We start from the raw sequence: 16,155 nt of genomic DNA, 5'->3' as shown, positions 1-16,155 counted from the left end.
ATCACCAAGGCGCAGGTTCTCGGCCACGCTGCCGGCAAACACCGGCGCGTTCTGCGGCAGCCACGCCAGTTGCCGGTGCCAGTCAGCCTGGGCGAAATCACGCAGATCGAGGCCACGTTGGCCAGCACGCACAACCAGAACACCCACTGGAACGCGGCCTTGCGGTGCTTGTGGCGGAACAGCGCCTGGCCCAGCAGCGCGCCCGGCCAGCCACCGGCAAAGGCCAGCAGCTGCAGGGTGCGTTCGGGAGTGCGCCACTGCTTTCGCTGCGCCGCGCGCTTGTCCTGGCCGTACAGCGCGAACGACACCGCGCTGGCCAGCATGCACCAGCCACCCAGCCACAGCGGCAGCACACCGCTGACCATCAGCGCGATCAACGCACCGAACGCGGCGAGCGCCAGGTTGCGCTGCCAAGCCACTACAGCGCGTCGAGGAAGCCGCGCACGGCCGGGCCGAAACGCTCGAAATCGACGAGGAAGGCGTCGTGGCCCTGCGGCGATTCCAGGCCGATGAAGTGCGCATCGGCACCGCCGGCTCGCAGGCCATCGGCAACCTGTTGCTGCTGCTGCACGGGGAACAGGATATCGGTGTTGGCGCCGATCGCCAGCGCCTTCTCCACCCGGATCTTCGCGAGCCCGGCCAGCACGTCGCCGTCGGCATACTCGGCCAGGTCGAACCAGTCCATCGAGCGGCTCAGGTACAGGTAGCAGTTGGGATCGAAGAAACGCACGAAGCGTCGTGCATGGCCTTCCAGGTAGCTTTCCACCTGGAATTCGAGGCCGAACGGATCGTCGTCGGTCTGGTCCGAATCCAGCCGCACGCGGCCAAAGCGGCCATCCCATTCCAGTGCCGAACGGTAGGTGATTACGCCCAGCTTGCGCGCCATGCGCATGCCGGACTCGGGATACGCGTCGTCGTCGTAGTGGCCGCCATTCCAGCGTGGATCAAGGCGGATCGCTTCGCGCTGCAGCGAGCGGATCGCGATGGAGAACGGCAGCGCCTGCGCGCTGCCGGAAATGTTGACGTGGCTGCGCGCAATGCCCGGGTGCAGCATCAGCACGGCCAACGCGGTCATGCCGCCCATCGAGTTGCCGACCACGCAGGCCAGCTGCTCGATGCCCAGCGCACGCACGACTTCGATGGCGGCGCGCGCGCCGTCTTCGATCGACAGCTCGGGGAAGTCGAGACGATACGGCTGGCCGGTGGCCGGGTTGAGCGAGGCAGGACCGGTCGAGCCCTTGCAGCTGCCCAGCGAATTCACGCACACCACGAACCAGCGGTTGGTATCGATGGGTTTGTCGGGGCCAACCATCGCTTCCCACCAGCCCGGTGCCGGGTTGGCCTCGTTGGCCGCTGCATGCGCGTCTGGGGACAGGCCGGTCACGATCAGGATCGCATTGCTGGCATCGGCCGCTAGCGTTCCCCAAGTCTCGTAGGCCACGCGCGCGCCGTGCAGGGCGCCACCGCGCTTGAACGGGAAGGGCGAAGGCAGGGCGTGGAAGCGGGTGCCGGGCGGGATGAATTCGGTCATGCAGCCATTCTAGCGGGGCCGCATGTGCAGCTGGCGACACGCTGGATTCCAGCAGCGGGTGGACGCGGACCGGACCGTCGTATCCACGCATGGCGTGGATCTGCTGTAGAGCCGAGCCGATGCTCGGCTGGCGGGCGCCGGCAAGCCAATCGCAGCCGAGCGTGGGCTCGGCTCTACAAGTCAGGGAAACCGCAGCTCAACCACGCCGTCATGCGGCAGCGTCACCCGCACCACGTCGCTTTGCAGGTCGCCCTCGCTGCGGTTGGCGCTGCCGGTGCGTGAGATGCGTGCCAGCACTTCCACTTCGCGATGGGCCGACAGCGGTGCGGTTGGCATCGGACTGTCACCGTCGCCCAGCCCGACCGTGTCCGGGAATCCGCTCAGCGGCAGCTTGCGAGCGGCCACCGGCATCGGCGGGCCGCCGACGGCACGGGCCAGCACGAACACCCGGGTGCTGGCGGGCCACTCGTCGTTGTTCAGTGCCGGCAGCTGCACGCGCACCTGCAGCAGCGCCGGTGGCGCCGCAACGCCAGCATCGGGCGCATGGCCGGCGGCCTCGCGGGCAATCGCGATCTGCGCCTGCAGCGCCTGCGCGGCACCCGGTTCCAGTCGCGGCAGCAGGCCGCTCCACACGTCCGCAGCCTCGGCATTCCTTCCGCGTTGCCGCAGGGCGATGCCCAGCAGCCAGCTGGCGCGCTCGGCGTCGGGGGCCTGTGTACGTGCCTGCTGCAACCAGGCCATCGCGGTGTCATCGAACTGCTTGCCGGCATCAGCCTGCGCGCGCGCCTGCGCGGCTTCCACCAGCACGCCCGGATCATCCGGTGCCAATTCGGCGGCCTTCGCGAAGGCGTCTGCCGCAGCTGAGGCATTGCCCAGTTCGGCCTGCGAACGCCCGAGCAATGCCCAGCCATCGGCACGCTGCGGGTCGCGCTTCAACGCGTCCTGCAGGGCCTGCACGCCATCGCGCAATGTCGCCACCGAGGGCGCCGGCTGCAGCTGTGCTGCACGCGGGTCACCAACCAGCAGATACAGGCAGGCGCCGGCCACGCCGAGCGCAAGCACACCCACCGCGAAACCGCGACGACCGTGGTGGCGCAACGGCCACAGCACCAGTGCTGCCATCAGCGCAGCAACCAGGCCGGCCAGCACCGGCAGCCAATGGTTCACCATTCGTCTCCTTCATCGGCCTTGCCGGCCGGCGCCGCGCCGACGATGCGTCCACGTCGGCGGACGATGCCCAGCACCACCAGTGCACCGGCGCCGAGCACCAGCAGGGGGCCACCCCACAGCAGCCAGGTGCCCGGCTGCAACGGTGGTTGATAGAGCACGAACTCACCGTAGCGGGCGACCAGGAACTGCTTGATCTGTGCGTCGTCGTGGCCCTGCTGCATCAACTGCAGCACCTCCCGGCGCAGGTCCTGGGCGATCTGCGCGTTGGAGTCGGCCAGCGACTGGTTCTGGCACTGCACGCAGCGCAGCTGCGCGGCCAGGTCATGGAAGCGGCGTTCCTCGGCACCATCGCGGAACTGCAGCGGCTGCGGATCGTGCAGCGGCTGCTGGGCCAGCGCGGCCAGCGGCAGCATCAGGAGCAGCAGCGCCAGCAGCCAGCGCATCGGCTCAGGGCGCCGTATGCAGGGTGTTGCCGGCACTGCCCTGGGCCTTCTCGATCTTCTCCAGTGCCGGGATCAGCTTCTCGTCGACCACGCGCTGGGTCATCGCTCCGCTGTACTTCCAGCGCACGATGCCACTGCCATCAACCAGGAAGGTTTCTGGCGCAGCGGTCACGCCCCAGTCGATCGCGGTGCGGCCCTCAACATCGCTGAGCACCACCATGAACGGGTTGCCCAGCTGCTCCAGCCAGTGCAGCGCGTCCTTCGGATCATCCTTCCAGTTGTAGCCGATCACGCGCACGCGCTTGCTTTCCGCGAAGCGGGTCAGCACCGGGTGTTCCTCGCGGCAGGCCGCGCACCAGCTGCCCCAGACGTTCAGCAGGTAGGGCGCACCGCGCAGGTCGTCGCTGTGCACGATCATCTCCGGATCGTGCAGCACCGGGAGCGCGAACGCGGGTGCCGGCTTGTCGATCAGCGCAGACGGCAGCACGTCGCGCTGCGGGTCACCCGATTTCATCACCCCGTAGATCATCAGCCCGAGCAGGCCGAAGAAAAACAGCACGCCGATCACGATGGCTACCGGCGGCAGCGGGCGGGAGGGGCGCGGGGCGGGGGACTCGGACATGGAAACTCCTACGGACGACGGAAACGGCGGTCGGCGGCGGCGATGAATCCGCCCAGGGCCATCAACAGCGCGCCCAGCCAGATCCAGCGCACGAACGGCTTGATGTGCACCCGTACCGCCCATGCATTGTTGCCCAGCGGCTCGCCCAATGCCACGTAGACATCGCCGTCGAAGCGTGCATCGATGCCGGCCTCGGTCATCACCTGGCCGCCGCTGGCGTACTGGCGCTTCTCCGGGTGCAGCAGGGCCAGTTCGCGGCCGTCGCGGAACACCCGCAGGTGACCGCGGTCGGCGATGAAATTGGGGCCTTCGCGATGGTCCACGCCCTCGAAGCGCACTTCGTAGCGACCGACCACCAGATGCTGGCCCGGTGCCAGCGCCACTTCACGCTGCACGTTCAGCGCTTCGACCAGCAGCGCGCCAGCCAGGAACACGGCGATGCCGGCGTGGGCGACGATCATGCCGAGCATCTCGGCGGTGAAGCGGCCATTGCCGCGCAGGCGCTGCCAGACGAAGCGTGCGGTGCCGAGTGCGACCCAGGCCGCAGCGGCGACGCCGATGCCGGCCTTCCAGCCGTTCTGCGGCGCCTGCCACCAGGCCAGCGCGCCCAGCAGCACGGCCAGCCCCAGCCATGGCGCCAGCAGCGCGAATGCACGCGAAGTTTGGTCGCGCTGCCACTTCACCAGCGGGCCGAACGGCAGCAGCAGGATCATCGGCGCCATCAGCAGCAGGAACAGACTGCCGAAGTAGGGCGGGCCGACCGAGATCTTGCCCAGCGACAGCGCATCGGCCAGCAGCGGGTACAGCGTGCCCAGCAGGACCATCGCGCAGGCGGTGGCCAGCAGCAGGTTGTTGGCCAGCAGCAGGGTCTCGCGCGAGGCGGCGGTGAAGCCACGGCGCGGATCGTCGGCGTCCACGCTCAGCTGGCTGGCGCGCAGCGCGTACAGCAGCAGGCTGCCGCCCACCAGTACCGACAGGAACACCAGGATGAACAGGCCGCGCGACGGATCGGCGGCGAACGAATGCACGCTGGTCAGCACGCCCGAGCGCACCAGGAAGGTCCCGAGCAGCGACAGCGCAAAGGCGGCGATCGCCAGCAGCAGGGTCCAGCTGCCGAACGTGCCGCGCTTTTCAGTGACGGCCTGCGAATGGATCAGTGCCGCACCGACCAGCCATGGCATGAAGCTGGCGTTCTCCACCGGGTCCCAGAACCACCAGCCACCCCAGCCCAGCTCGTAGTAGGCCCACCAGCTGCCCAGCGCTATGCCAAGAGTCAGGAAGCCCCAGGCGACGTTGGTCCAGGGCCGCGTCCAGCGCAGCCAGCGGGCGTCGACGCGGCCTTCCAGAAGCGCGGCCACCGCGAACGCGAACGGCACCGCGAAACCCACGTAACCGATGTACAGCATCGGCGGATGGATGATCAGCCCCGGGTCCTGCAGCAGCGGGTTGAGGTCGCGGCCTTCCAGCGGTGCCGGGTTCAGGCGCAGGAACGGATTGGAGGTGAAGATCAGGAAGGCGAGAAAGCCGACGCTGACAATGCCCATCACCGCCAGTACGCGCGCCTGCACCGGTGCTGGCAGGTGCCGCGAGAACAGCGCCACCGCGCCGGTCCACAATGCCAGCACCAGCGCCCACATCAGCAGCGAGCCCTCATGCGCACCCCACACCGCCGAATAGCGGTAGATCATCGGCAGCAGCGAATTGGAGTTCTCGGCCACGTAGCGCACCGAGAAATCCTGCTGCACGAACGCGGCGGTCAGCACCGCGAACGCGCCGGCCAACAGCAGCAGCTGCGCGAAGGCGGCAGGCCGCGCCACTGCCATCCATGCCGCGTTGTTGCGATGCGCACCGACCAGCGGCAGGCCGGCCTGCAGCAGCGAGGCCAGCAACGCACACAACAGCAGGATCTGACCCAGTTCGGGCAGCACTCAGCGCACCTCGGGGGCCGTCACCGGCACGTCGTGCTTGCGATGGGCATCGCCCATCTTGTCGGCCACTTCCTTCGGCACGTACTTCTCATCGTGCTTGGCCAGCACTTCGTCGGCGACGAAGACACCGTCCTGCAGGCGGCCACTGGCGACCACCGCGGTGCCTTCGGCGAACATGTCCGGCAGGATCCGCGAGGTGGTCACCGCCAGCTGTGCATCGCCGTCGGTCACTTCGAAGCGCGCCTCCAGCGAGCCGACCGGGCGGTTGAAGGAGCCCTTCACCACCATGCCGCCCAAGCGGAAGCGCGACTGCGCATCGACATCGCCGCGCAGCACTTCCGAAGGGGTGTACAGGTAGGCGATGTTGCGCTCCAGTGCCATCGCCACCAGCGCGGTGGCCAGGCCGGAGGCGAGCAGTGCCAGCAATACCCAGGCCAGGCGGCGGCGTTGTACCGGCGTCATCGTTCCAGCTCCGTCGACAGCGGCGTCGCTGCGTCCTGCCTGCCCGCCCGGGTCTGCTGGCGTTGCTGGCGGGCCAGTGCCAGCCGGCGTGCCACGCGCAGTCGCAGCCACGAACCGATGGCATCGGCGCCGAGCACCAGTACGAACACGGCGTAGGCGCCGATCACATAGGGAAGGTGGGTCATGGCTGGGCCTCCGGGACAGGGCGTTCGGCACCGACACGTCCACCGACCCAGGCCTTGCCGGCCTCGCGGTCGAGATTGTCAGAGCGCGCCTTGGCCAGCACCGAACCGGCAAACCAGAACTTGGTGCCGATCACCATCCACCACAGCGGCGCGATCATCGCGCTGCTGATCGCCGATTCACCGAACACGTTGATGGACTGGCGCTGGTGCAGGCCGCCCCACCAGTCCACCGAATAGCGGATCACTGGCAGCAGGCTGACACCGACGATGGCCAGCAGGCCGGCCGCGCGTGCGGCGCTGCGGCGGTCCTCGATGGCGTGGTACAGGCCGATCACGCCCAGGTACAGGAACAGCAGCACCAGCTCGCTGGTCATGCGCGGGTCCCAGTCCCACCAGGTGCCCCAGGTGCCCTTGCCCCAGATGCTGCCGGTCAGCAGGGTGATCAGGGTGAAACCGGCGCCCATCGGCGCGCAGGCCATGGCAAGGATCTCGCAGACCTTGATCCGCCAGATCAGCGCGATGGCGGCATACAGCGCCATCAGCGCGAACACGAACAGGCTCATCCAGGCACTGGGCACGTGGATGTAAAGGATACGGAAGCTGTCCAGCTGCTTGGCTTCCGGCGGAACCACCAGCAGCGCCTGCCACATGCCGACCAGCAGCACCGGCACTGCGGCGAGGTAGAACACCCGCGACCAGCGGGCGGCGAAACGGTCGAACGTGGGAGGCGAACCGAGTTGGTGGAACCAGCGGACAATCGGATTCATGCGTGGCGGCTATCCAGCAGGGGTGGATTGGCTCTCAGCTCGGTCAACTCAGAGAAATACGTATTGCAGCAGCAGTGGCCAGCGGAGCCAGCACCAGCGCGACCAGCAGGCCAGCGCCCAGCATCAGCAGCGCACCGACCGGATCCTGCCCGCGCCCGGCTGCCGCCAGGCTGCCTGCGCCGAACACCAGCACGGGCACGTACAGCGGCAACGACAGCAACGCCACGAGAATACCAGAGCGCCGGATGCCGACGGTCAGTGCAGCGACCACGCCACCGATCAGGCTCAGCAACGGCGTTCCCAGCAGCAACGATGCCAGCAACATCGGCAGCTGGTCATGCGGCAGATGCAGCATTTCGGCCAGCAGCGGGCTGACCACGATCAACGGCAGGGCGGTGGTGGCCCAGTGCAGCAGCACGCGTACCAGCACCAGCCAGGCCAGCGGCACCGGCGCCAGCAGCCATTGTTCCAACGAGCCGTCTTCGGCATCGGAACGGAACAGCGAATCCAGCGACAGCTGTCCCGCCAGCAGCACGGCCAGCCACAGCACCGCGCCGGCGGTGGCGGCCAACAGCTGTGGCTCGCGGCCCTGCGCCAGCGCGAACAGCACCACCACCAGCACCGCAAACAGCAGCGGCTGCAGTGCATCGCCACGGCGGCGCCAGAGCAGGCGCAGGTCGCGCTTGAGCAGGGCGCCTGCGGTCTGCCACAGGCCCGGTTCGGTACCCGGCGCGATCATGCGGCACCGCCGAGGTCGAGCTGGCGGGTACGCACCGGCGGTGCGGCATAGGCGCCGTGGGTGGTGACCAGCGCAGCGCCACCGGCGCGCAGGTGCGCCGAAATCATCCGGTTGACCAGGGTGATGCCCTCCAGGTCGAGGTTGGCATAGGGCTCGTCCAGCAGCCACAGCGGCGCCGGCGACAGCCAGATGCGCGCCAGTGCCAGCCGCCGCCTCTGCCCGGCCGACAGATGCCGCACCAGGGTGTCCTCGTAGCCGGCCAGGCCGACGATCGCCAGTGCGTTGCCGGGCATCTGCCGGGCACGCCGGCCATGCAGGCCGCACAGGAAGTGCAGGTTCTCCAGCGTGTCCAGGTCTGGCTTCAGGGCCGGCAGATGGCTGAGGTAGGCCACGTAGCGTGCACGTTCGGCGTTGCTCGCCGGCTTGCCGTCGATCCGCACCTGGCCGGCGCCGGGCCGGGCCAGGCCGGCCAGCACGCGCAGCAGGGTGGTCTTGCCGGCGCCATTGCCGCCCTGCACCAGCAGGGCTTCGCCGGCGTCCACATGGAAGTCCAGCGGGCCGAACACCGGCTCGTCATTGCGGGAGAAGCTCAGGCCGCTGGCGGCCAGCAATGCAGGGGTGTTCAAGGGGCAAAGGTCTTCATGCCGGAGTGCGATGGCAATTGTAGCGGTGAATTCACATGGTAGTGCCGGCCGCTGGCCGGCAATTTCGCCATCTGCCAGCCGAGGTTGCCGGTCAGCGGCCGGCACTACCGACGCGCGGATTGCGTAAACTCGGGGGCCCTTGTTCTCCACAGTCCAGGCCGATGCAACCCACCACCAAGCTGCCCAAGGTCGGTACCACGATCTTCACCGTGATGTCCCAGCTCGCTGCCGAACATGGCGCGGTCAACCTGGGCCAGGGGTTCCCGGACTTTTCCGCGCCGCAGCGCCTGATCGATGAAACGGCCAAGGCGATGGCTGCCGGCCTCAACCAGTACCCGCCGATGACCGGCGTGGCGCCGCTGCGCCAGGCCATCGCACAGAAGTCGCTGGACCTGTACGGCGCCACCATTGATCCGGACACCGAAATCACCGTCACCAGTGGCGCCACCGAGGCCATCTTCAATGCCATCCACGCGGTGGTGCGCGCCGGCGAGGAAGTCATCGTGCTCGACCCGGCCTATGACTGCTACGAGCCGGCGATCGAGCTTGCCGGTGCCAAGGCCGTGCACGTGCCGCTGGACCCGCAGACCTTCGCTGTGGACTGGGACCGCGTGCGCGCGGCAATCACCCCGCGCACCCGCATGCTGATGGTAAACACCCCGCACAATCCGTCCGGTGCGATGCTGGACGAGGCTGACATGCAGGCGCTGGCCGAGCTGCTGCGCGGCACGCAGATCTACCTGGTCTCCGATGAGGTGTACGAGCACATCATCTACGACGGTCGCCGCCATGAGTCGGCGCTGCGCTATCCCGAACTGCGCGAGCGCACCTTCGTTATCTCCAGCTTCGGCAAGACCTACCACTGCACCGGCTGGAAGATCGGCTACGCCGTGGCGCCGCCATTGCTGACCGCTGAATTCCGCAAGGTGCACCAGTACAACACGTTCACCAGCTTCGGCCCGGCCCAGTACGGCTTCGCCGCGATGATCCGCGACGAACCCGAACACCACCTGGAACTGGGCGCGTTCTACCAAGCCAAGCGCGACCGTTTCCGCGAGCAGCTGACCGGTACCCGCCTGAAGGCGCTGCCGGTCCCGGGCGGCTACTTCCAGCTGGTCGACTACTCGGCCATCAGCGACCTGCCGGACCATGAGTTCGTGAAGTGGCTGACCATCGAGAAGGGCGTGACCGCCATCCCGCTGTCGCCGTTCTACGAGACGCCGCCGGCCGGCCAGCGCCTGGTGCGCCTGTGCTTTGCGAAGAATGAAGCAACGATGGACGCGGCGATCGAACGCCTGCGCCTGCTCTGAGCGGAGGCGTGAACATGCAGGACCTGCGCATTTCCCTCGTCCAGGGTGACACCCGCTGGCACGATCCGGCCGGCAACCGCGCCTACTACGGCGCGCTGCTCGCACCGCTGGCCGGCACCACCGACCTGGTGATCCTGCCGGAGACCTTCACCAGTGGCTTCTCCAATGACGCCATTGCCCAGGCCGAAGGCATGGACGGCCCGACCGTGGCCTGGGCGCGCGAACAGGCCCGGGCCCTGGGTGCGGCGGTGATCGGCAGCGTGCAGCTGCGCGACGGCGAGGGCGTGTACAACCGCCTGCTGTTCGCCACCCCCGATGGCAACCTGCAGTACTACGACAAGCGCCACCTGTTCCGTTACGGCGGCGAGCACGAGCGCTATGCCGCTGGCCGTGAGCGCCTGAGCGTGGAATGGAAGGGCTGGCGGATCAATCCGCAGGTCTGTTACGACCTGCGCTTCCCGGTGTTCTGCCGCAACCGCTACAACGTCGAACGCCCGCAGCAGCTGGATTTCGACCTGCAGATCTTCGTGGCCAACTGGCCGTCGGCGCGCGCCTATGCGTGGAAGACCCTGCTGCGTGCGCGCGCGATCGAGAACCTGTGCTTCGTGGCGGCGGTAAACCGCGTCGGCGTGGACGGCAACCAGCTGCACTACGCCGGCGACAGCGCGGTGATCGACTTCCTCGGCCAGCCGCAGGTGGAGATCCGCGAACGCGAACAGGTGGTGACCACCACCATTTCGGCCGAAGCACTGGCCGCACATCGTGCGCGCTTCCCGGCGATGCTCGATGCCGATGCCTTTCGCCTGGACGAACAGGCCTGAGCCACGGCCTGAACACCGCCGCACCAGCGCGCGCGCCTGCATCCAATCTGCACGCGCGCGCTGCTAGATTCGCCGGCAGTCCGACCGAACTGGAAGTGCCGCCATGAACAAGCCTCTCTCCCTGCTGCTGGCCCTGTCTGCTGCAACGCTGGCCCCAGCTGCACACGCCGCCGGCAATCTCGATTGCCAGCTGCGCTACAACCTGTCCGGTTGGTCGCTGATCTACAAGACCGCTTCCGGCACCGGCACGGTCACCTGCGCCAATGGCGCCAGCATGCCGGTGCGTATCGAAGTGAAGGGCGGGGGCCTGACCGTGGGCAAGTCGAAGATCACCAATGGGCGTGGCAGCTTCACCGGTGCGGTCAGCGTCAACGAACTGCTGGGTACCTACGCGTCGGTGGGTGCGCATGCGGGTGCGGTGAAATCCAGCAACGCGCAGGTGATGACCAAGGGCGACATCTCGCTGGCCCTGTCCGGTACCGGCAAGGGCTGGGACCTGGGCGTGGACGGCGCCGCCTTCACCATCAGCCGGCGCTGAGGCGCGTCGGCTGGGCAGTTCCCCAGCTGATGCGGATGTAGTGCTGTTCGGAATCGCTCAACAGCCGTTCGACATCGAAACCATTTTTCAGCAATTGTGCGACCGCGTCTTCGACGAGCTGCTCGCTGGCCATTACCTGGCTGAAGCCGAACACGATGTAGCGACGGCCATTTTCCGAGCCGGCCTGGATGGCGTTGTCGAGGTCGCGGTAGAACAGTTCGATCGGGCGCTTGGCGGCGTCAGCGTTGGCGCGGGCCTGTTCGGCGGTGATGGTGATCATGGGCATCGGTCTTGTGTGGGACAGCGCGCACGATAGCCAGCGAATCAAAGCCGTTCCCGGAAGCCGCGCACAGTGCGCTGTTTTTGCAGCAATTCCTAGGTCGCAGCGGGACGCCGCCGCTGCAGCCAGAAGGCCAGCAGGCCACACACGATGAGCGTCGGGGCCAGCAGCTGCACTGCACCGACCAACGCCATTGCCGCACCGATCAACAGGTAGTAGAGCAGGCCGAACAGTGCGCCTGCGCTGCCAAGACAATGTGGGTAGCCGCGCAGGGCCTGGCCCAGCACATTGGGAATGGCAAGGCCGAAGCCCGTCACCACCGGCACCATCGCCGCGATCACGGCAGGGTGATCATGCAGCAGCGCAGCCAGCAGGCCTCCCGTCAGAACCAGGCCTGCGGCGGTGCGGATGCGCGTGGCCGCGGCAACGCCGGCACGCAACAGGCGGCCATTGCCCCATGCACCCAGTGCCGAGCCCAGTGCCAGCAACGCGCCGCTGGCGCCGAACCAGGCGGCGGGCCAGTGCAGGCGCGCAAATACGAAAGGACCGAGCGCGTACCAGCTGTACATCGCTACGTTGAAAGCCATCACCAGCAATGCGTGTGACCAGATCCAGCGATCGCACAGCAGTTGCCGCAGCAGCGGCAGCATGGGCGTGTGCGGGATATGTGCAGGGCGGCTTTCGCGCAGGCCAGCCAGGCATGCGACTGCCAGCACGACAGCGGTCAGCAGCAGGCCGGACTGTACGCCGACATAGCCATGGACGGCGACCAGCAGCGTGCCCAGTGCAAGGCCGATGGCCGGGCTCAGGGCCAGGGCCATGCCGATCCAGGAGAATGCCTGCGCCAACGCGGGTCCCTGCAGGTGGTCGCGCAGCACGGTCTGGGTGACCACCGAAGCGGCGGCGGCGCCAACCGCGGCCAGCGCTTGGGCCAGCAACACCTGGCCGAAGCTACCAGCGAGCAGGCCGCCCAGTGCAGCCACGGCAAAGACGCCCAAGCCACATAGAAGGGCCGGGCGACGACCGATACGATCGGCCAGGCGCCCCCACAGCAGCACGCCTGCAGCGAAGCCGAACAGATACAGGCTCATGGCCTGGCTGGCGGTACCCGGCGGCAGGGCGAAGCGTTTGGCCAGATCGGCCAGGGCCGGGCTGTACAGGGTCTGTGCCAACTGCGGAAACATCAGCAGTGCAATGGTGAGCAACAACAGGCGGCGCGACATGCGGGCGCTCCAGAAACGGGGCTGCGCATTGTGGTCGCGACTGCAATGACGCACCCTGTCTATCCTGTCATCGAATGTATGAAATCAGACATGGCCTGGTTGCAGCCGCACACGCACTTCGACGCCGATGCCTGGAGCGCTCCGGTGCTGGGGATCGCAGCCTCACTGGCGGATCACGACTCGGGTTGGCACCAGCATGCACGCGCGCAACTGCTCTACACCCGGCAGGGCTGCACGCGCCTCACCTACGGTGATCGCATCAGCCTGCTCCCGCCCGCGCGCGCCGCGTGGATTCCCGGTGGGCTACGCCATCGCGCGCAGATGCGCCAGGCGGTCGACTACCGTTCGTTGTACTTCGACGCCACCCTGTCAGCCCAGCTGCCCCGGCAACCAGCGATCATCGGCGTGGGGCCGCTGCTGCAGGCCTTGCTGGAGCCGATTGCGCAGGCGCCGTCCGACCATGACTGGCAGTCGCCGCGCGCGCACCACCAACTGGCGTTGTGCGTGCTGGAAATCGCTGCTGCACCGGTGGCGCCGATGGACCTGCCTTTGCCGCGTGATCCGCGCATTGCACGTTGCCTGCCGTTGGCCGAACAGCTGCCGCCCGAACTGCACGAACTGGCCACGCGTACCGGCCTGAGCGCGCGTACGGTTGGCCGGTTGATGCAACGCGATACAGGCATGGGCTATCAGGCCTGGCGCCAGCAATGGCGCCTGATGCGGGCCATGGAGCTGCTGTTGCTCGGTCATCGCGTCGTGCATGTGGCCCAGGACACCGGCTTCTCCGCCGAGAGCCCGTTCATCGCCTTCTTCCGCGGCATGACCGGCACCACGCCCGCCGCGTTCCAGCGCCACGCAAAAGGGGACGGAGGGGATTAAGTCGCTTTCGCCCCTTTGATACAGGCCGTGGCAAAAACGACTTAATCCCCTCCGTCCCCTTTTCAAAGAAAAACCCCGGCCGGAGCCGGGGTTTTCATTTCAGTCGTGCCGGTGATCAGCCGCCGCGCGGGCCGCTGCGGCGCGGGCCGCCCGGTCCGCGGTTGCCACCGGGGCCGCCCGGACCACGGTTCCCACCCGGGCCGCCAGGGCCGCGATTGCCGCCCGGGCCACGGTTGCCGCCGCCCGGACCACGACCGCCCGGACGCGCACCGTGCGCCGGCTTCGGGCTGCCGTAGGGGTTGAAGCCCGGCGTGGCGTGGTCGGACGGGAAGCTTGGGGCATTGCCCGGATGGCCGTACGGGTGCCTGTTGCCCTGGCCCTGCGAGCGGTTGCCGGCACCGGCCGGACGACCCTGGCCGCCTGCGCCGCCACGGCCTTCACCGCCGAAACCGCCACGGCCCTGCCCGCCACCGGCGCCTGCACCCGGACCCTTCGGCTTGCCATACGGACGGCCCTGGCCGCCTGCACCCGGACCACGGGCACCGGGGCCGCGCGCGCCCGGACCGGCGTTGCGATGGCCGCTCGGGCCGGTGCTCACGCCATCCGGCACGTACCAGGTGCGGAATGCCGCCGGATTGCCTTCCGGCAGCGAGCGATCATTCTTCGGGGCGCGCTGCTTGAACGGCTTCTGCGACTGCTTGGCTGCCGCTTCACCGCTGACCGTCAGGCCGCCCTTGAAGCCGCCACCCTTGCCGCCGCGACCACGGCCGCGGTCTTCGCGGACGTTGTCGAAACGGCGCAGCTCGCGACCTTCGTCAGCGGTGTTGTGGCCATTGACGTAGGCATTGCCGCGGCCACCTTCGCGCACGCGCACGGTGGTCTTGGCGGCGCGGCGCTGGCCGATCACCGGCTGCAGCGTCAGCGCCGACGGTGCGCCTTCTTCCAGCTTCAGCTGCGCACGCAGGGCTTCAACCTGGGCGGTGCCCAGTTCCACCGAATGGCCACGGGCCAGTTCGCGCGGCAGGCTAACCTTGCCGTAGCGGGTGCGCTTCAGGCGGCTGACCTGGCAGCCCTGCGATTCCCACAGGCGGCGCACTTCGCGGTTGCGGCCTTCCTTCACCACGACGCGGAACCAGTCGTGCGAATCGGTGCCGCCGATGCGTTCGATCTCATCGAACTTGGCCGGACCGTCCTCCAGCGCGACGCCACGGCTGAGGCGGTCGACGATGGCGTCGGAGACCTTTTCCTCGCCTTCCGGCGCACGCACGCGCACCACGTACTCGCGCTCGACCTCGAACGACGGGTGCATCATGGCGTTGGCCAGTTCACCGTCGGTGGTGGCCAGCAGCAGGCCGGTGGTGTTGATGTCCAGGCGGCCGATGGCGATCCAGCGCGCGCCCTTCAGCGGCGGCAGCGATTCGAACACGGTCGGGCGGCCTTCGGGATCTTCGCGGGTGGTCACTTCGCCTTCAGGCTTGTTGTAGACCAGCACGCGCGACGGTTCGGACAGGGCGGTGGCGACGAAGCCGCGACCGTCCAGTTCGATCCTGTCGCCGCTCTTGACCGACATGCCGGTCTGCGCGACTTCACCGTTGACCTTGACCAGGCCCTCGGCAATGCGCTGTTCCAGCGCACGGCGCGAGCCGAGGCCGGCCTGGGCCAGCACCTTGTGCAGGCGCTCTTCCAGCTTGAACTGTTCGGAGGTGGCTTCGCGCTTCAGCGAGAGCTTGTTACGGGGGGTGTCACTCATCAGTTTTGCTCCGGCCGACGGTTTCGAGGTCGGCCTCTGGTTCGGAATCGGCTTGGTCAACAGCCACGGTCGTCATCGCGACGGCGTTGTCTTCGCGTTCGTTCAGGGGCACCGCGCGCTCGCCCGGCGCGGAATCGGGGTGCCCATCATCGAGGGGCGAAGGTGCTTGCTCATCGGTGGCCGACGCAGGCGCTGCATCGGCGGAATCGGGGGTGTCACTGCCGGCCAGGCCGGCGTCGTCGTTGGCGGCAGCGCCGTCGGCCGAGACGTCCGGGCCGTCGGCGCCGGCAACGGCCGGAGCATCGCGGTCCAGCGCCAGCTGCGGTTCCAGCTCGCCCAGGTCCTTCAGTTCCGACAGCGGCGGCAGTTCGTCCAGCCGCTTCAGCCCGAAGTAGTCCAGGAAGCCCTTGGTGGTGCCGAACAGTGCCGGCTTGCCGGGCACGTCGCGGTGGCCGACCACGCGGATCCATTCGCGTTCTTCCAGTGCCTGGATGATGTTGCTGCTGACCGCCACGCCGCGCACCTGTTCGATCTCGCCGCGGGTGATCGGCTGCCGGTAGGCGATCAGCGCCAGGGTTTCCAGGGTGGCACGGGTGTAGCGGGTCTTGCGTTCGGTCCACAGCCGGCTGATCCAGCCATGCACTTCGCTGGTGACCTGGTAGCGGAAGCCCGAAGCGACCTCGACCAGCTCCACGCCGCGTCCTTCGCAGGCCTCGCGCAGCCGTTCCAGCGCACGTTCGATGCTGCCCGGCGGTGCGGGCTCATCTTCCGGGAACAGGTCCTTCAGCTGGGCCAGGGTGAGCGGCTGGCTGGAGGCCAGCAGGGCACCCTCGACAATGCGGTCGATCAGCGATTGATCCATC

Annotated in this window: 18 protein-coding genes and 1 pseudogene; 4 read left to right on the top strand and 15 right to left on the bottom strand. The window is 68.1% G+C overall.

Annotation, left to right across the window (positions count from 1 at the left end; translation table 11 throughout):
• Positions 1-95: 95 nt before the first annotated feature.
• From VG543_RS18460 to ccmA, 11 genes and pseudogenes are all read right to left on the bottom strand, one after another.
• Positions 96-419, bottom strand: a pseudogene (locus VG543_RS18460) (DUF1294 domain-containing protein); the annotation flags it as partial.
• A complete protein-coding gene (metX, locus tag VG543_RS18455) occupies positions 419-1,531 on the bottom strand; it encodes a homoserine O-acetyltransferase MetX (RefSeq protein WP_058981172.1) in 1,113 nt (370 codons plus the stop codon). The pseudogene VG543_RS18460 and the gene metX, both read right to left, overlap by 1 nt.
• A 180-nt stretch (positions 1,532-1,711) precedes the next feature.
• Positions 1,712-2,701 carry a c-type cytochrome biogenesis protein CcmI/CycH gene (locus VG543_RS18450; protein WP_423178146.1) on the bottom strand — a complete coding sequence of 330 codons (990 nt, stop codon included), beginning with the start codon at positions 2,699-2,701 and terminating at the stop codon, positions 1,712-1,714.
• Complete coding sequence (locus VG543_RS18445) at positions 2,695-3,144, bottom strand: cytochrome c-type biogenesis protein (protein WP_423178145.1); 450 nt, start codon at positions 3,142-3,144, stop codon at positions 2,695-2,697. Before VG543_RS18445 ends, VG543_RS18450 begins: the two co-directional genes overlap by 7 nt.
• Positions 3,145-3,148: 4 nt before the next feature.
• Positions 3,149-3,766 carry a DsbE family thiol:disulfide interchange protein gene (locus tag VG543_RS18440; protein ID WP_180832187.1) on the bottom strand — a complete coding sequence of 206 codons (618 nt, stop codon included), beginning with the start codon at positions 3,764-3,766 and terminating at the stop codon, positions 3,149-3,151.
• 8 nt (positions 3,767-3,774) lie between these two features.
• Positions 3,775-5,694 carry a heme lyase CcmF/NrfE family subunit gene (locus tag VG543_RS18435; protein ID WP_207049780.1) on the bottom strand — a complete coding sequence of 640 codons (1,920 nt, stop codon included), beginning with the start codon at positions 5,692-5,694 and terminating at the stop codon, positions 3,775-3,777.
• The gene (ccmE, locus tag VG543_RS18430; protein WP_100446247.1) at positions 5,695-6,156 is read right to left on the bottom strand and encodes a cytochrome c maturation protein CcmE; all 462 of its coding nucleotides are present in this window, start codon (positions 6,154-6,156) and stop codon (positions 5,695-5,697) included. It lies immediately after the preceding gene.
• Entirely contained in the window at positions 6,153-6,341 is a 189-nt protein-coding gene (gene ccmD / locus VG543_RS18425; protein WP_019660476.1) for a heme exporter protein CcmD, read from the bottom strand. Before ccmD ends, ccmE begins: the two co-directional genes overlap by 4 nt.
• Positions 6,338-7,108 carry a heme ABC transporter permease CcmC gene (gene ccmC / locus VG543_RS18420; protein ID WP_019660475.1) on the bottom strand — a complete coding sequence of 257 codons (771 nt, stop codon included), beginning with the start codon at positions 7,106-7,108 and terminating at the stop codon, positions 6,338-6,340. Before ccmC ends, ccmD begins: the two co-directional genes overlap by 4 nt.
• Positions 7,109-7,151: 43 nt before the next feature.
• On the bottom strand, positions 7,152-7,847 hold the full coding sequence (ccmB, locus tag VG543_RS18415; RefSeq protein WP_006456616.1) for a heme exporter protein CcmB: 696 nt from the start codon (positions 7,845-7,847) through the stop codon (positions 7,152-7,154).
• Positions 7,844-8,473, bottom strand: coding sequence for a heme ABC exporter ATP-binding protein CcmA (gene ccmA / locus VG543_RS18410; protein WP_171952839.1), 630 nt, complete (start codon positions 8,471-8,473; stop codon positions 7,844-7,846). Before ccmA ends, ccmB begins: the two co-directional genes overlap by 4 nt.
• A gap of 179 nt (positions 8,474-8,652) precedes the next feature.
• Here ccmA and VG543_RS18405 point away from each other — a divergent pair, with 179 nt between their 5' ends.
• From VG543_RS18405 to VG543_RS18395, 3 genes are all read left to right on the top strand, one after another.
• Positions 8,653-9,801 carry a pyridoxal phosphate-dependent aminotransferase gene (locus VG543_RS18405; RefSeq protein ID WP_171952838.1) on the top strand — a complete coding sequence of 383 codons (1,149 nt, stop codon included), beginning with the start codon at positions 8,653-8,655 and terminating at the stop codon, positions 9,799-9,801.
• Positions 9,802-9,815: 14 nt separating this feature from the next.
• A complete protein-coding gene (locus tag VG543_RS18400) occupies positions 9,816-10,622 on the top strand; it encodes an amidohydrolase (RefSeq protein ID WP_171952837.1) in 807 nt (268 codons plus the stop codon).
• A 103-nt stretch (positions 10,623-10,725) separates the two neighbouring features.
• Positions 10,726-11,160 (top strand): hypothetical protein, encoded by a 435-nt coding sequence (locus VG543_RS18395; protein WP_423178144.1) that lies wholly within the window; start codon positions 10,726-10,728, stop codon positions 11,158-11,160.
• Here the strand turns inward: VG543_RS18395 and VG543_RS18390 are convergent.
• Positions 11,147-11,440 (bottom strand): hypothetical protein, encoded by a 294-nt coding sequence (locus tag VG543_RS18390; protein WP_019660470.1) that lies wholly within the window; start codon positions 11,438-11,440, stop codon positions 11,147-11,149. The two genes, VG543_RS18395 and VG543_RS18390, sit on opposite strands and share 14 nt — an antisense overlap.
• 95 nt (positions 11,441-11,535) lie before the next feature.
• Positions 11,536-12,663 (bottom strand): MFS transporter, encoded by a 1,128-nt coding sequence (locus VG543_RS18385; protein WP_423178142.1) that lies wholly within the window; start codon positions 12,661-12,663, stop codon positions 11,536-11,538.
• A gap of 90 nt (positions 12,664-12,753) precedes the next feature.
• On the opposite strand from VG543_RS18385, the gene VG543_RS18380 reads away from it, so the two are divergent.
• The gene (locus VG543_RS18380; RefSeq protein ID WP_423178141.1) at positions 12,754-13,542 is read left to right on the top strand and encodes an AraC family transcriptional regulator; all 789 of its coding nucleotides are present in this window, start codon (positions 12,754-12,756) and stop codon (positions 13,540-13,542) included.
• A gap of 115 nt (positions 13,543-13,657) precedes the next feature.
• Here the strand turns inward: VG543_RS18380 and VG543_RS18375 are convergent, their stop codons facing one another.
• Both VG543_RS18375 and scpB read right to left on the bottom strand, forming a co-directional pair.
• Complete coding sequence (locus VG543_RS18375; protein WP_021203003.1) at positions 13,658-15,292, bottom strand: pseudouridine synthase; 1,635 nt, start codon at positions 15,290-15,292, stop codon at positions 13,658-13,660.
• Positions 15,285-16,154 (bottom strand): SMC-Scp complex subunit ScpB, encoded by an 870-nt coding sequence (gene scpB / locus VG543_RS18370; RefSeq protein ID WP_019660466.1) that lies wholly within the window; start codon positions 16,152-16,154, stop codon positions 15,285-15,287. The genes VG543_RS18375 and scpB overlap by 8 nt, the downstream gene beginning before the upstream one ends.
• Between the last annotated feature and the right edge of the window lies 1 nt (position 16,155).

Origin of the sequence: Stenotrophomonas sp. CASM101, assembly GCF_049384845.1 — a bacterium.
GTDB lineage: Bacteria > Pseudomonadota > Gammaproteobacteria > Xanthomonadales > Xanthomonadaceae > Stenotrophomonas > Stenotrophomonas hibiscicola.
The sequence above is the reverse complement of the archived record's forward strand: the minus strand, read 5'-3'. Positions and strand labels throughout refer to the sequence as shown.